Origin of the sequence: Roseofilum reptotaenium CS-1145 (genome assembly GCF_028330985.1) — a bacterium.
GTDB classification, from domain to species: Bacteria; Cyanobacteriota; Cyanobacteriia; order Cyanobacteriales; family Desertifilaceae; genus Roseofilum; species Roseofilum reptotaenium.
The window spans coordinates 1-13,460 of the sequence record NZ_JAQMUE010000068.1 but is presented as its reverse complement, the minus strand read 5'-3'; the positions used below and the strand labels follow the sequence as shown (position 1 = coordinate 13,460).

Sequence of the window (13,460 nt, the reverse complement as noted above, 5' to 3'; positions counted from 1 at the left end):
TTTCTGGGTTAAGTTCATTCATACCATTACTGAAAATTCGCTTTGAGGTAAAATATCAGCAAACTCTCTAGTCCGTATCCTAAATTATGACTCAAACCCTCGATCTGACTGGACTCACCCCCCAACAAATCCAACAAATTTCCCTAATGATAGACACCTTTAAAACTCTCAATCAACAGCAAAACTTGCCCCCATTAACTGGCCAAACTTATGATTTTTCCGATCTAGCAGGACAGTTGACTTGGCAAGGAGATGCAGTAGCCATACAACGGATGTTACGAGATGAATGGTAATCGCTATCTGTTGGATACGAATGCCATTATTACTCTGTTACAGGGAAATCCTCAACTGATTCAATTACTCCAAAATGCAAGCTGGATTGGGATCTCGATCGTTAGCCAGATTAAATTCCTGGTTTTTTCTGGGTTAACGGAACGCGATCGCCAGCTTTTTCATCAGTTTCTACAGCGAGTCAATATTGTGGGTTTGAGTAGCAAGGATACTGGATTAATCGCAGAAATTGTCAAAATTCGCCAACTCTACCGACTGAAATTACCGGATGCGGCGATCGCAGCTATGGCAATACATCATTCAGCAAGCTTAGTGACTGCGGATCGAGAGTTTACTAAAGTGAACCCTTTGAATGTAATCGGTTGGTAGGTACAGATGTAATTTTAGAATGCGTTATTCTTCTACATATCTGCACCTGCCATAAATCCAATTCGTCTTGGTTTTCTGTTGTCCTCTGATGACACTTTTATTGGCATAAACAATATACTAATCTGCGTTACGTGCTGTACTAGCCGTACCTTTTGACCTTCTTCAGTAGTTCCTGATAAAACTATGTAATAGGGGTCTCGATAATTGATCGATTCAATACGAATAGGCATACCACCAGCAAACGAAGCTAAATAAACAGCTATCTCTTCATCAGCTTGCAAATCAGACTCAAATTCCTGAATTTCTTCAAGAAGATATTTGAACATTACATTAGCATAGCCAGCTCGCTCTTCACCAGATTTTCTCATCTCTTCTAACATAGAATTATAGTTTACATTAGGCTGATCTTTGAAGGAAGGAAAGTCATGCATGATTCAAATTCAATTAACGAACGGATACTACATATTGCAGCTTTTTTTTCTGACTTTGACAACCCAAGTACAACTTTTAGAATAGTCAAAATTTTTGAGAGATTTTTATAACCCACTCTAACTGGCAAGTTTGAGAACTTGTCGAGGGGGTAGAGGTTTATCCTCCTGATGGTAACTATTAATTAAGTCTTCTAACATTTCCTTCGCCTTTTGCAGGGCTTCTTCATAAGTTTTGCCATGGGTTAGAGCATATTTGCGATCGCCCTAACCCCAAACCCGACGCAACTCTAAAACGAAACCCGGTAAAACTGTCTCACCCGATAATTCAGTTGGGTTTGACAATATTTCTACATCTAAACCCACTCGATACACTTCCACTTTTCTGGTTTTTGGATTGATTAGCCAACCTAATCTGGCTCCATTGTCCATATACTCTTGCATTTTCTCTCGCAGAGACTTCATTGTATCCGAGTGCGATCTTAATTCCACCACAAAATCAGGACAAATATTAGCAAACATTCTCTTTTGTTCCTCATTCAGTGCATCCCAACGCTCTTGACTTACCCAAGATGCATCAGGAGAGAGATTTGCACTATTGGGTAAAATAAATCCAGTAGAGGAGTCAAAGACTTTCCCGGGTTCGCCTGCATTACGCCACCATACATACAACTCGCCAGAAATACTGCTATTTTGTTCTCCAGTTTCCCAACCGGTTGGTGGATTCACGATTAACTCTCCTGTTGCTGTTCTTTCTAGGTGTAATTCTCGGTTACTGGCTGCTAGGATTTCAAACTGTTCTTGGGTAACATAAAGCTTAAGAGTTTTGGGTAACTCCAGTAATAGGGTTTCCGTTTCCGGTACGGCTGGTGTCTGTACCATATTGACCTCTTGATATCATGGAAATTGGCTAGAGACTCATCTATTTTAGGCGATCGCCAATCTGTTCTCTAACTTACTTGCTATAGAATGAGGATAACGCTTTGCCCACCCAATGCTTCAATCTAAACAACATTTTGGTATCCGTGAGAACTTAGGCAGTTTGGCACTCTCCCTACTGGGAGGGTTGCTCATGGGAATAACGACTGCTCCAATTAACGCTTGGCCTTTAGCTTGGATTGCCCTGATCCCGCTCTGGGTATCAGTTCGGCGCTCTGATTCCTGGAAACGTACCCTGAGCTATGCTCTGGTTTGGGGAATTGGATTTCATGGGGTAGCCCTATTTTGGATTACGGGAATTCACCCCATGACGTGGTTAGGGGTTCCCTGGTTAGCGAGTTTGGCGATCGCCCTCAGTGTCTGGATCTTCATTACCCTCTGGGGAAGCACTCTAGTGACCCTGTGGGCAATACTTTTCGCTCATTTTACCCACGAAAAAAGCAGCGCGTATACGGTTTTATTGGGAACGACTTTGTGGTGTCTTCTAGAAGGCATTTGGAGCTATTCTGACCTGTGGTGGAGTTCCCTCTCCTATACTCAAAGTCCATTTAATGTAGCTATTTTGCACCTAGGGCAACTGTCCGGGCCAAATACCATTACAGCCGCTTTAGTCGCTGTCAATGGCTTAGTGGCAGAATTTATTTTTAGTATAATCTATCATAAAAATCAGAAAAAGTCAACCCTAATTTTGGCATTAATCCTGCTGTTTTCCACCCATGCAACCGGCTATTTTCTCTCTCAGAAATCCTTAGCTATACAACCCGGAGAAACCTTCAAAGTTGGCATCATTCAAGGCAATATTCCCAATGACATCAAACTCTATTCCCAGGGATGGCAAAACGCCTTAGCGGGCTATACCCAAGGATACCAAAAATTAGCCGCCCAAGGGGTTGATATTGTTCTCACTCCTGAAACCGCCTTACCCTTTCTGTGGACAAATCAGAACCGGGGTTATCCTCCTCTAATCAAAGCCATCCAGGACTGGAGAACCCCGGTGTGGGTGGGTGCATTTGGCAAAAACGGCGATCGCCTCACCAACAGCCTCTTTACCCTGGATGGAACCGGTGAAATCATCAGTCAATACGATAAAATTAAACTCGTTCCTTTAGGTGAATATATCCCCTTTGAATCCCTTCTTGGCAAACTGATTAATCGCCTCTCACCCCTAGAAGCCACCTTAGTCAGAGGTTCCCGCGATCAAGTCGTGCAAACCCCCGTAGGACAAGCCATTGTTGGCATTTGTTATGATTCAGCATTTTCCCAGGTTTTCCGCCAACAAGCAGCACAAGGAGGAGAATTTATCATCACTGCGTCTAACGATGCCCATTATACTGCTGCGATGCAATGGCAACATCATGCCCAAGACGTTCTGCGAGCCATAGAGAGCGATCGCATCACCATTCGTGCCACCAATACCGGCTATTCTGCCATTGTTGAAAATGACGGTAAAACTCGCTGGGTTTCTAATCGCAACACCTATCAAATTCACACCGATATCATTGAGCGCAGAAACACAACAACCCTATACATCCAATGGGGCGATTGGATTGCACCCCTGCTCTGTTTTCTCACCCTAGGATTCACTCCGATCGCTCTCTTCTTGTAGGTTGGGTTGACGAAGGAAACCCAACCAAACCGCAGTAGTCCCATTGTTGTTGCGCTTTAGCGCTCTGAATATTTTAGCGCTAAAGCGCAACAACGAACCCGTAGGGTGGGCAGGAGAATAAGCTTAAGCTATTGATTTAACTTCGACAACTCTATCCCCTGCCCACCCTATTCCCTATTCCCTATTCCCTATTCCCTTTTCAAAAACAACCGAGAGATTATTCGCTGGCATTTCTATCGTTTCTAAATGGTGCAAATCGTGAGCTTGGGCAACCTCAATCACATCCTCTAAATTTCGCACCCCCCAAAGAGGATTAGAGAAGCGCAAAGATTGATCGAAACTGGCGTTACTGGGAGCCGTATGTTCTCCCTTTTGTTTGTAAGGGCCATATAAATATAAAATACCTTGGGAAGGCAAAACCTGTTCAGCGCCAGCCATCAATCCTAAGCACACTTCCCAAGGAGAAATATGAATCATATTAATACAAACTATGGCCGTAATTTCTGCTTCATGGCTATCTAAATTCCAAGGTATATTTTGGGAATCTAAACGAATCGGAGAATACAAAAAATCACAAGGATAAACCTTCTGCCAAGCCTTGATACTCTCTAGTAACTGCGGATTAAATTCTGAAGGCAACCAAGATCTCGGTTGTAAATGAGGGGCAAAAAACACCGCATGTTCGCCGGTTCCACTCGCCACTTCTAAAACTGTTCCTGTCGGGGGTAAGACTCGTTGTAAAACCTCTAAGATTGGTTCTCGGTTCCGTTGAGTTGCGGGAGCATATTGTCGTAAATCAGCAGTCATAGATTGAATATAGAATTAAGTTTTGGTAATCTTCATTTTAAGAGTACTGGAGTTATCTTGACAATCTATTTTGCCCGTGCCACACTATACAAGATATTCGCAAAAAAAATACTGATTATGATTTCCCTAAAAAAAAATCCGTTTTTTCATGGATTTTAGTATCCCTGATTTCCACTCCTCTTTTAATCAGTTGTACTTCAGCTTCTAACTCAGAAAGAATTGTCACAGAAAGAAAAAACGCGAGCAGTGAACGAGCAGAGAACTGTACCCCAGAGGTAACTGAATTAACATTTGGGATTTTAGCGACTGAATCAGAAGAGACTTTAGAGGAAGTTTGGACTCCCTTATTAGAGAAAATGGGAGAGGCGATCGCTAGGCCAGTTCTGCCTTTCTACGGAGACTATGGTAGGCTTATTACTAGCATGGGAGAAAAAAACATTCAAATCGCTTGGTATGGAGGGAAATCTTATATCGAAGCCGCAGAAAAATCCCAAGCCGAAGCTTTTGCTCAAACCGTAAGCACTCAAGGCTATTTAGGGTATTATGGCCATTTGATGATGCATAAAGATCATCCCTTGCTGGCGCAAATTGATCTAGAACAGGGGAATGGGGATAAGGTGGTTTTCCAACATGCCCAGGATCTGACCTTTGCCTTTAATGACAGCCAATCTACATCGGGTTTCCTCGTTCCGACTTACTATCTATTTATTCAAAATAATCTCGAACCTCAAGCGATATTCAAATCGGTATCATTTTTAGGCTCCCATGAAAATACCGCTTTAGCGGTTGCCAATCAAGAAATAGATGTGGCGACGAATAATAGTGAAGCGCTACAGCGCTTAAAACAATCTAATCCAGAAGCCTATGAAAACATTCGCGTGATTTGGACTTCTCCCATTATTCCCGGAGATCCCTTAGCCTATCGTCAAGATTTACCCGATTGTCTGAAAACAGCAATTCAAAACTTTTTCTATCGATTTACTGACCGAGAGATCTTAGAACCTTTAGTTTGGTCTGGATTTGATCCAGCGAGCGATCGCACCTGGAATGTCATTCGAGAACTCGAAGTTGCTAAACAAATCCAACGTCTTAAACAAGATGATACCCTGAGCGAAGCTGAAAAAGCGACTAAACTAGAAGCATTGCAGCAACAGCTTAAAGAATTTCAGTAAGCAATGTCTATCCGTTTTAAATTCATTCTGGTTACCCTAGTGTGTTTGATAGTCGTCATGGCTACTGGCGCTTGGTATATTAACCAACTTCAAGCTCAGGTTTTGGAAAAAGAAGCTCAAAATCGCACTGAATTAGTGCTACATTTCACCCAAGCAACCCAAGACTATATGACTTACTCCTTGCGACCTGCTGTAGAGCAAATCACAGACCATGTGCCCATTGAAGTCTTATCTGCCAATTTTGCTACCCGTGAAGTCGTCGAAGAGTTTAACTTAGCTCTGCCGGAATATATTTACAAAGCCGCAACCATTAATCCCACCAATCCTATTGATACAGCGAATGAATTTGAAGTGAGTATTATTGAAAAATTTCGTCAAAATTCTACACTCGACAAATTGACCGGTTACACAACGTTAGATCACGAAGAACGCTTCTATTCAGCCAGTCCAGTCCAGGTTTTCGCCAGTTGTCTGCGATGCCATGGAGACCCGAAAGTTGCACCTAAAAGCATGATTCAACGGTATGGTTCTATTAATGGGTTTGGATGGCAAGTGGGCGATATTGTGGGGGCATTGATGATTTATGTTCCTATTGCTGATTTACGGGCTAATTTTGCATCTACATTACACGATCTATGGATTGCTTTAGGAGTCTTAACTTTCGTGGCTACCCTAGTGATTTATTTTGGTTTTGGTCAATTGGTTGCCTATCGTTTAATCCGCATTTGTGGAGTCATGAGTGAAACGGCTGCTAACCCCACTTCTAAGTTAACCCTTCATGACCGCAGTACAGATGAAATTGGTCTCATGGCGCGGTCATTTAACCGAATGGCTGAATCTCTCTATCTTCTCTATACTCAACTTGAAGATCAGGTACGAGAACGAACCGCCCAGTTAACGCAAGCCAATGCCAAAATTAAAACCCTTAATAAGAAGTTACGGGTTGAAAACACTCGCATGAGTTCAGAGTTAGAAATCCTCCAACAGATGCAAGCCATGATTTTACCTAAACCAGTCGAGCTAGAGCAAATCCAAGATTTAGATATCTCTGGATTTATGCAGCCTGCTGAAGAAATTGGAGGAGATTATTATGATGTTTTAGAAACGGATGGAGTCGTGACTATTGGTATTGGAGATGTCACGGGCCATGGTTTGGAAAGTGGGATTTTAATGGTGATGACGCAGACGGCTATTCGGACTCTGAAAGAAAGTCAGCAAGAGGATACTGTAAAGTTTTTTGATATCCTGAATCGCACCCTCTACCGCAATGTACAGAGAATGGAAGCAGATCGGGATTTAACCTTATCGATTTTGAATTACAATCAAGGAAATCTGCAAATTATAGGGCAACATGAGGATGTGATTGTTGTTCGAGAAAATGGAGAGATTGAGCAGGTGAGTACTATGGATTTAGGGATTCCCATTGCTTTTGATGAGGAAATCATTCCGTTTTTAGATCAGGTATCTGTAGAGTTAAATCCTGGAGATGGCATTGTTCTTTATACTGATGGGATTACGGAAACCGAAAATGATCGGCAACAGCCCTATGGAATGGATAAGTTATGCGATGTGATTCGTCAGCACTGGGATCTAAGGGTTGAAGAAATTAAACAAGCAATATTGAATGATTTTTATGGATTTATTGGGGAACAAAGTCTGGTGGATGATATTACGGTTTTAGTCATTAAGAGAAAAGCAACTTCTAATGAATAGAAGTTGCTCATTATTTTTTTTGTGCTATAATTAAGGGTTAGAGAGAATTCCGATATCACACTGAAAGAGGAACAATGATGATTACAGAACTACGAGAGGATGATTACTGTATTCAATATGATTCCTCATTGACTACGGTGTTCTTTGAGGGAAAATTAAGCCTGAGAGATCCTTCGGAGTACAGTCATATCAGTGATTTCCTAGAAGATATTGTTCATTCTAAAGCAGGAGATTTAACGTTAGATTTTCAGAGCCTGGAATTTCTGAACAGTTCAGGGATTCGAGTTCTGTCTAAATTTGTTTCTAATCTCCGAAAAAATGAGATAGAGATTCAGCTCACGGTGTTAGGGTCAAAAGAGTTTACCTGGCAAAGCAAATCTCTACGGAACTTGCAGAAGTTTATGCCCAGTTTAATTTTGAATATCCAATAATATGGTAACCCAAAAATTCCCCATTGAGATTTCTGAGGAGCAGATGGCCCAGTTTTGTCAATGCCATCATATTCAGAAACTATCTTTGTTTGGTTTGGTATTGAGAGATGATTTTACCCCAGAGAGTGATGTAGATTTTTAAGTTGCTTTTGAACCGGATCGTATTCCCGGTTTGATTCGTTTGGCGGGAATGGAAATTGAGTTATCTAACGTAATTGGACGGAAAGCCGATTTACGCACAGCAGGCGATTTAAGTCGTTATTTTTGGGAAGAAGTGATAGCTGAAGCGGTCCTACAATATGTCAAACCATGATGATGAAACTCGGCTACGCCATATGTTAGATATTGATTAACTTGTGACTATTACCCATCACCGATTTTTCAATTGATTTAATCGCTCGATCGCATCTCCCAAGGCAGAAGTTAAATTCTGGCGAGTTTGGATATGTTGCTCCTTTTCCGTTTGCAGAGCTTGGGATAGGCTGTTGACTGTTTGCAAGAGTCGATCGCGCTCTTGTATGATCTCCACTAACTTAGCCTTCATCTCCTCCACAGACTCAAGCTTCTCTACCTCCTCTTCCACGGGGGTAACTTCCCCCGATAACTGGGGTCGGGGTTGCTGCAAACTCTGCAACTGACCTTTAAGCCGTTTGATTTTTTGTGCGGCTAGTTTGGTATCATTTCGGCGTTGTTGAGCCTCCGTTTCATACAAGCGCTGCCAATTGGCAGCACTCGCATAGGCCCGATCGCACTCTTGTTGCACATCCCTCATTTGCTCTTGCAATTGACGAATTTGCTCTAACCACTGTCGGATATCATCAGCCATAGAACCATTCAATTAACGTGGGGGGAGCCGGTAACACAATCATCACTAAAATCACCAAAGCCAATAATCCCAAGAAATCCCGCACATTATCCAATTCTGTCACATCATTTAACGCCGGTTCATCGGCGATCGGCATTAACAATAAAAAGATCGCCCACCAGAGGAACTCCTGATGCAAAAATGCTAAAATCAGCACCAATAACCGAGAGATCTGACCAATAGCGACGGCTGTTCGTTGACCAAACATGGCATGAACCACATGGCCGCCATCCAACTGACCCACGGGAACTAAATTCAAGGCTGTAATCACCAAACCCAAAAAGCCAGCCACGGCTACTGGATGCAAATTCACAGCCATATCGGTCGTTAACTGATTTCCCAGGGCAATTTTACTGAGGATAGCTAACAGGACTGTCGCTTTAGGATTGAGAGAATCAAAATTAAACATGCTGGTATTTTCCGAAGCGGTAATCACATCGGAGAGGGACAACCCCCACATAAAAATGGGAATCGTAACCATCAAACCTGCCAAGGGGCCAGCAATTCCCACATCGAACAGAGCTTTACGATGGGGTATGGGGGAGCGAATTTGGATAAAGGCTCCAAAGGTTCCTAGGAAAAAAGGAATGGGGATAAAATAGGGCAGAGTCGCCTTAATTTTGTATCGACGAGCCATGAGATAATGGCCCAACTCATGGATACCCAAAATGGTCATGAGGGCGATCGCATAAGGCAAGCCGGGAGCCAAAAGACTGGGATTTTCTAGCAACAAATTGGGATTATCTTCGACTTCTGGGGATACCAGATCGGAAAAAGCCAGAGTTCCCATAAGTGTAGTGGTTAAGACCGTTAGAGCCAACAATCCTAAAGCCATCATCGGTCGAGTCAGACGAGGTTGGGCAGATTTTGCCTGAAACTGGGGATTGGGAATCAAGACAAAAAATGGCTTATCTTCAAACCCTTCTTGAAACACAATCAAAAAGCGATCGCCAAAGTGAGCCTCGATTTTCTCCCGCACTGTCTGATAGGCTACGTCTGAAGAGGTACGCAACTGACCGCGACAAACCACCACCTGGCCCTTACATTCCGTCTCATGGAGAGCATAGGCAGACCACGGAAAACACTGTTGCAATTGGCGCTGTTCTTCCACGGTCAAGGCAGGGGGAGGGGCAACCTTGGACTCCTGCTCTGACTCAGCAGTATCCCGATTCGGTGGCGAAGACCGGCCGACCTGAATCAGATACAAATACAACAGAGAAGAGAAAACAAACAAGGCAATCATCACCCCCAAAGGCGGCGGTTGATCTTCCCCTTGAACCCATATCCACACTGTCCAGGCCAAGGCCGGAGTCATCATCACCAACCACAAGATCCACACCGGAGTGCTTGTGCTGCTGGCCACACCACGCTGCACAATAAAATAAGTGATCAGTCCAAGCAACAATAGAAATAACAAAGTCATGGCATCTTTAAATCATGCAAATCCCAAGGAGCAGAGCCAGCCTCCAAAACAACCTAAAGTTATTTTAGAAAACCGATTTGCCTTTCCCCCTAATCGAGAGACCTTGGGCGCAACCTCCTATTTTATTGTAGGTAACTCAGCGAATATCCTCATTGACTGTCCCGCTTGGAATCAGACAAACCAAGACTTCTTACAAAACCAAGGAGGAGTAAAGTTCCTGTTTTTGACCCATCGGGGAGCGATCGCCAAAGTTCGTGAAATTCAACAAATGTTTAACTGTGAAGTTATCATCCAAGAACAGGAGGCTTATCTTTTACCCAATTTGAGTGTAACCCCATTCCAGCACGAATTAACGTTTTCTGACGAACAAATCCAAGCCTTATGGACTCCGGGCCATTCTCCCGGATCATCGTGTCTCTACGATCGGGCCCTAGGGGGAATCTTATTTACCGGTCGCCATCTACTCCCCAATGCCCAAGGCCATCCCACCCCTCTACGCACGAGCAAAACTTTCCACTGGAAGCGACAATTAACTAGCGTCGAACGGTTGTTAGATATATTCAAAGATAAACCCCTAGAATATATCTGCCCCGGAGCGAATACCGGCTTACTGCGCGGTCAAGGAGTCATCCGAGGATGGGGAGATAGGAGGATAGGGGGATAGGGGGAACACGGGGACACGGGGACACGGAGATCGCTTGTTGCCTATTGCCTATTACCTTTCCCCCATTCCCCATTCCCCAGTTACACTAAAATTATCCACTAATCTATTTTTGGGCGATCGCACCACCTGATCTGACGCTATGAACAGTTCTCAATTCAAAACTATGGCTCAAACCTTCAAACGCAAAGGAATGTCCCTGGGCGCGACTTTGGCCCTGAGCAGTTCCTTACTGTTCACCTGGAGTTTCTTAAATCGTCCAGTCCAGGCTCAGTCCCAGCAGCTTAGTTATACCCAATTGTTGGAAAAAATTGAAGCGGGAGAGGTAGAGTTTGTAGAAATTGACCCCACGAAGAACCGCGCTCAAGTGACCTTAGACGGATCGCAAACCAAACAAGAGGTCATCATTTTTGAGCGTAATCCTGAATTGATTGAAGAACTCAAGGCCAATAAGGTGAAGTTTGGGGAACAAGCCAGCGCGGATAATCGCATGGTGGTCAGTAGTGTAGCCAATTTGTTGTTAATCCTGTTGGTGGTCATTGGATTAATGATGATCATTAAGCGCTCTTCTCAGTCGGCGGGCAATGCATTAAGCTTCGGCAAATCTAAGGCCAAATTCCAGATGGAAGCCAAAACTGGAGTGGTGTTTAATGATGTCGCTGGAGTGGAAGAAGCCAAGGAAGAGTTACAAGAAGTCGTCACCTTCTTAAAACAACCGGAGCGGTTTACAGCCATTGGCGCGAAAATCCCTAGAGGAGTGTTATTAGTCGGGCCTCCCGGAACCGGGAAAACCCTGATGGCTAAGGCGATCGCCGGTGAAGCAGGAGTTCCCTTTTTCAGCATTTCCGGTTCCGAGTTCGTAGAGATGTTTGTCGGTGTGGGCGCTTCGCGGGTACGAGATTTGTTTAAGAAAGCCAAGGAAAATGCTCCCTGTTTAGTCTTTATCGATGAAATTGATGCCGTTGGTCGTCAACGGGGTACAGGTATTGGCGGAGGTAATGATGAACGGGAACAAACCCTCAACCAATTGTTGACAGAAATGGATGGGTTTGAAGGCAACAGTGGCATTATCATCATTGCCGCTACGAACCGCCCGGATGTGCTGGATCAGGCTCTCTTGCGTCCTGGCAGGTTTGACCGTCAAGTAATGGTCGATTTGCCGACGTATAAAGGCCGGTTAGGGATTTTAGAGGTTCATGCTCGCGATAAGAAAGTTTCGGCTGATGTCTCTTTAGAGCTTATCGCCCGACGTACCCCTGGATTTTCCGGTGCTGATCTAGCCAACGTTCTTAATGAAGCTGCTATCCTCACCGCCAGACGACGCAAGGAAGCCATAACTCCTCTGGAAGTGGAGGATGCGATCGATCGCATCAGTATTGGTATGAGCCTTAAACCCCTACTTGATAGCAAGAAAAAGCGCATCATTGCCTATCATGAAATTGGCCATGCTTTATTAATGACCCTGCTCAAAAATGCTGATCCTCTGAACAAAGTCACGATTATTCCTAGATCTGGAGGAATTGGCGGATTTGCTCAAGGGGTCTTGAATGAAGAAGACTTAGATAGTGGCTTGCGCTCTCGTGCGTGGATGCTTGATATGATTACTGTTCTTCTTGGGGGAAGGGCTGCTGAAGAAGAAGTTTTTGGTTATGCAGAAGTGACCAAAGGAGCTACTGGAGATATTAAACAAGTTGCTCGACTCGCCAGAGAAATGGTCACCCGGTTAGGAATGTCAGATTTGGGGCCTCTAGCCCTAGAAAGTGAAGGCAATGAAGTATTCTTAGGCCGAGATTTAATGACTCGTTCTGAATATTCTGAGGCAGTGGCCACCCAAATTGACCATCAAATTCGGGAAATTGCCGTGCGCTGCCATCAACAGGCTCGCAAACTCCTACGGGAACATCGCCCCCTAATGGATCAATTGGTTGATATTTTATTAGAGCAGGAAACCATTGAGGGCGATCGCTTCCGACAAATTGTCACCGACTACCAGAAAAATCAACCCAGCTCGCCGGTTGATTTGGTGAAAGCTGGCAGCGCTTAATGAGATATAGTCAATTAGTTTGCTTTAACTTAATTCTCTATTGGTTAGAGGTCTTTTCTATTCCTCACTGATCTTTGGGGTTCCCACGATTAATTTCCTTGATTAATCGTGTTTGTCTTGACCTCTTTCCTCTCTCTTGACCCTAATTTCTTATTTTCCTCTGCCTAGAGTGACAAAAGAGGGATAGGGAATAAGGTTGTGGTACATGCATTTGAAGATTAAAAACTGTACTCCATAACATCGCAAAGCGCTGTAAGAGGCCTCGAGCCAGGATTATCTGCAACTGCAAATAAAACGGCTTCAATTGTAATACCAAATCCGGTATGTATAGACTCAGTACAGGAAAAAAAAGGCACTCAAGACCCAGGGATTTTGTCTGGAATCGACTCATTTTACTGATGGCTCTCGTCTGTCTAAGCTACTGGCTCTGTTAGCTCTGTCCTTTGTCTGGGCGATGAAGGCTGGTATGGCCGCTCAAAAGCCGATTCGTATCATTGAAGCTCATGGTCGCCGTGCCTATAGCTTATTTCGCTATGGTTTTGACCTATGATGCCGCTTTTTCTTTGAGCCCTCAAGGGGTGACAAGGCAGCTCAAAGGTCGCTATAGCGACCTTTTTCGGTGGTATTTTGCTGAAAACATCAACTCAATGGTCGCGATCGCATAACCATAGCATCAGATTAGAGGGTTACTTGCCCAAAAAATCCCTGAGA

At 43.9% G+C, this 13,460-nt stretch carries 15 protein-coding genes and 1 pseudogene; 11 read left to right on the top strand and 5 right to left on the bottom strand.

The features are described 5' to 3' along the window. The first annotated feature begins 86 nt into the window (after nt 1-86). Together PN466_RS11010 and PN466_RS11005 are read left to right on the top strand one after the other, a co-directional pair. Complete coding sequence (locus PN466_RS11010; protein WP_271939656.1) at nt 87-293, top strand: hypothetical protein; 207 nt, start codon at nt 87-89, stop codon at nt 291-293. Beyond that, on the top strand, nt 283-660 hold the full coding sequence (locus tag PN466_RS11005; protein ID WP_271939655.1) for a PIN domain-containing protein: 378 nt from the start codon (nt 283-285) through the stop codon (nt 658-660). The genes PN466_RS11010 and PN466_RS11005 overlap by 11 nt, the downstream gene beginning before the upstream one ends. Before the next feature lie 32 nt (nt 661-692). Here the strand turns inward: PN466_RS11005 and PN466_RS11000 are convergent, their stop codons facing one another. Both PN466_RS11000 and PN466_RS10995 read right to left on the bottom strand, forming a co-directional pair. After that, nucleotides 693-1,091: a DUF6173 family protein gene (locus PN466_RS11000; protein ID WP_271939654.1), complete on the bottom strand. Its 399-nt coding sequence runs from the start codon at nt 1,089-1,091 to the stop codon at nt 693-695. A gap of 264 nt (nt 1,092-1,355) precedes the next feature. Further along, complete coding sequence (locus PN466_RS10995; RefSeq protein WP_271939653.1) at nt 1,356-1,970, bottom strand: Uma2 family endonuclease; 615 nt, start codon at nt 1,968-1,970, stop codon at nt 1,356-1,358. A 112-nt stretch (nt 1,971-2,082) separates the two neighbouring features. Here PN466_RS10995 and lnt point away from each other — a divergent pair, with 112 nt between their 5' ends. Continuing rightward, nucleotides 2,083-3,633, top strand: a complete 1,551-nt coding sequence (gene lnt / locus PN466_RS10990) for an apolipoprotein N-acyltransferase (RefSeq protein ID WP_271939639.1) — start codon at nt 2,083-2,085, stop codon at nt 3,631-3,633. A gap of 174 nt (nt 3,634-3,807) precedes the next feature. Here lnt and PN466_RS10985 read toward each other — a convergent pair whose 3' ends face one another. Further along, nucleotides 3,808-4,440 (bottom strand): DUF938 domain-containing protein, encoded by a 633-nt coding sequence (locus PN466_RS10985; protein ID WP_271939636.1) that lies wholly within the window; start codon nt 4,438-4,440, stop codon nt 3,808-3,810. Nucleotides 4,441-4,526: 86 nt separating this feature from the next. On the opposite strand from PN466_RS10985, the gene phnD reads away from it, so the two are divergent. From phnD to PN466_RS25945, 5 genes are all read left to right on the top strand, one after another. Beyond that, nucleotides 4,527-5,612, top strand: a complete 1,086-nt coding sequence (gene phnD, locus PN466_RS10980; protein WP_313898581.1) for a phosphate/phosphite/phosphonate ABC transporter substrate-binding protein — start codon at nt 4,527-4,529, stop codon at nt 5,610-5,612. A 3-nt stretch (nt 5,613-5,615) separates the two neighbouring features. Next, nucleotides 5,616-7,325 carry a c-type heme family protein gene (locus tag PN466_RS10975; RefSeq protein ID WP_271939634.1) on the top strand — a complete coding sequence of 570 codons (1,710 nt, stop codon included), beginning with the start codon at nt 5,616-5,618 and terminating at the stop codon, nt 7,323-7,325. Between the two features lie 74 nt (nt 7,326-7,399). Further along, nucleotides 7,400-7,756 carry a slr1659 superfamily regulator gene (locus PN466_RS10970; protein ID WP_271939632.1) on the top strand — a complete coding sequence of 119 codons (357 nt, stop codon included), beginning with the start codon at nt 7,400-7,402 and terminating at the stop codon, nt 7,754-7,756. 1 nt (nt 7,757) lies between these two features. Continuing rightward, nucleotides 7,758-7,898, top strand: coding sequence for a nucleotidyltransferase family protein (locus PN466_RS25950; protein WP_271939631.1), 141 nt, complete (start codon nt 7,758-7,760; stop codon nt 7,896-7,898). A 48-nt stretch (nt 7,899-7,946) separates the two neighbouring features. Then, a complete protein-coding gene (locus tag PN466_RS25945; protein WP_271939629.1) occupies nt 7,947-8,069 on the top strand; it encodes a hypothetical protein in 123 nt (40 codons plus the stop codon). 57 nt (nt 8,070-8,126) lie between these two features. Here the strand turns inward: PN466_RS25945 and PN466_RS10955 are convergent, their stop codons facing one another. Continuing rightward, on the bottom strand, nt 8,127-8,582 hold the full coding sequence (locus PN466_RS10955; protein ID WP_271939627.1) for a hypothetical protein: 456 nt from the start codon (nt 8,580-8,582) through the stop codon (nt 8,127-8,129). Then, nucleotides 8,575-10,044, bottom strand: a complete 1,470-nt coding sequence (locus PN466_RS10950) for a site-2 protease family protein (RefSeq protein ID WP_271939625.1) — start codon at nt 10,042-10,044, stop codon at nt 8,575-8,577. Before PN466_RS10950 ends, PN466_RS10955 begins: the two co-directional genes overlap by 8 nt. On the opposite strand from PN466_RS10950, the gene PN466_RS10945 reads away from it, so the two are divergent. From PN466_RS10945 to PN466_RS10935, 3 genes and pseudogenes are all read left to right on the top strand, one after another. Continuing rightward, nucleotides 10,043-10,708: an MBL fold metallo-hydrolase gene (locus PN466_RS10945; protein ID WP_271939623.1), complete on the top strand. Its 666-nt coding sequence runs from the start codon at nt 10,043-10,045 to the stop codon at nt 10,706-10,708. The genes PN466_RS10950 and PN466_RS10945 overlap by 2 nt on opposite strands. 139 nt (nt 10,709-10,847) lie before the next feature. After that, complete coding sequence (ftsH, locus tag PN466_RS10940; RefSeq protein ID WP_271939622.1) at nt 10,848-12,749, top strand: ATP-dependent zinc metalloprotease FtsH; 1,902 nt, start codon at nt 10,848-10,850, stop codon at nt 12,747-12,749. 352 nt (nt 12,750-13,101) lie between these two features. Further along, a pseudogene (locus PN466_RS10935) lies at nt 13,102-13,293 on the top strand (IS4 family transposase); the annotation flags it as partial. Nucleotides 13,294-13,460: the final 167 nt, after the last annotated feature.

Bases quoted from the DNA above. Each gene is read 5' to 3' on its own strand.
- PN466_RS10995 (WP_271939653.1), bottom strand. From the start codon at position 1,970: ATGGTACAGACACCAGCCGTACCGGAAACGGAAACCCTATTACTGGAG.
- PN466_RS10950 (WP_271939625.1), bottom strand. From the start codon at position 10,044: ATGACTTTGTTATTTCTATTGTTGCTTGGACTGATCACTTATTTTATT.
- lnt (WP_271939639.1), top strand. From the start codon at position 2,083: ATGCTTCAATCTAAACAACATTTTGGTATCCGTGAGAACTTAGGCAGT.
- PN466_RS11005 (WP_271939655.1), top strand. From the start codon at position 283: ATGAATGGTAATCGCTATCTGTTGGATACGAATGCCATTATTACTCTG.
- PN466_RS25945 (WP_271939629.1), top strand. From the start codon at position 7,947: ATGGAAATTGAGTTATCTAACGTAATTGGACGGAAAGCCGATTTACGC.
- PN466_RS10975 (WP_271939634.1), top strand. From the start codon at position 5,616: ATGTCTATCCGTTTTAAATTCATTCTGGTTACCCTAGTGTGTTTGATA.
- PN466_RS11000 (WP_271939654.1), bottom strand. From the start codon at position 1,091: ATGCATGACTTTCCTTCCTTCAAAGATCAGCCTAATGTAAACTATAAT.
- PN466_RS10945 (WP_271939623.1), top strand. From the start codon at position 10,043: ATGGCATCTTTAAATCATGCAAATCCCAAGGAGCAGAGCCAGCCTCCA.
- PN466_RS10955 (WP_271939627.1), bottom strand. From the start codon at position 8,582: ATGGCTGATGATATCCGACAGTGGTTAGAGCAAATTCGTCAATTGCAA.
- PN466_RS10970 (WP_271939632.1), top strand. From the start codon at position 7,400: ATGATGATTACAGAACTACGAGAGGATGATTACTGTATTCAATATGAT.
- PN466_RS10985 (WP_271939636.1), bottom strand. From the start codon at position 4,440: ATGACTGCTGATTTACGACAATATGCTCCCGCAACTCAACGGAACCGA.
- PN466_RS11010 (WP_271939656.1), top strand. From the start codon at position 87: ATGACTCAAACCCTCGATCTGACTGGACTCACCCCCCAACAAATCCAA.
- ftsH (WP_271939622.1), top strand. From the start codon at position 10,848: ATGAACAGTTCTCAATTCAAAACTATGGCTCAAACCTTCAAACGCAAA.
- PN466_RS25950 (WP_271939631.1), top strand. From the start codon at position 7,758: ATGGTAACCCAAAAATTCCCCATTGAGATTTCTGAGGAGCAGATGGCC.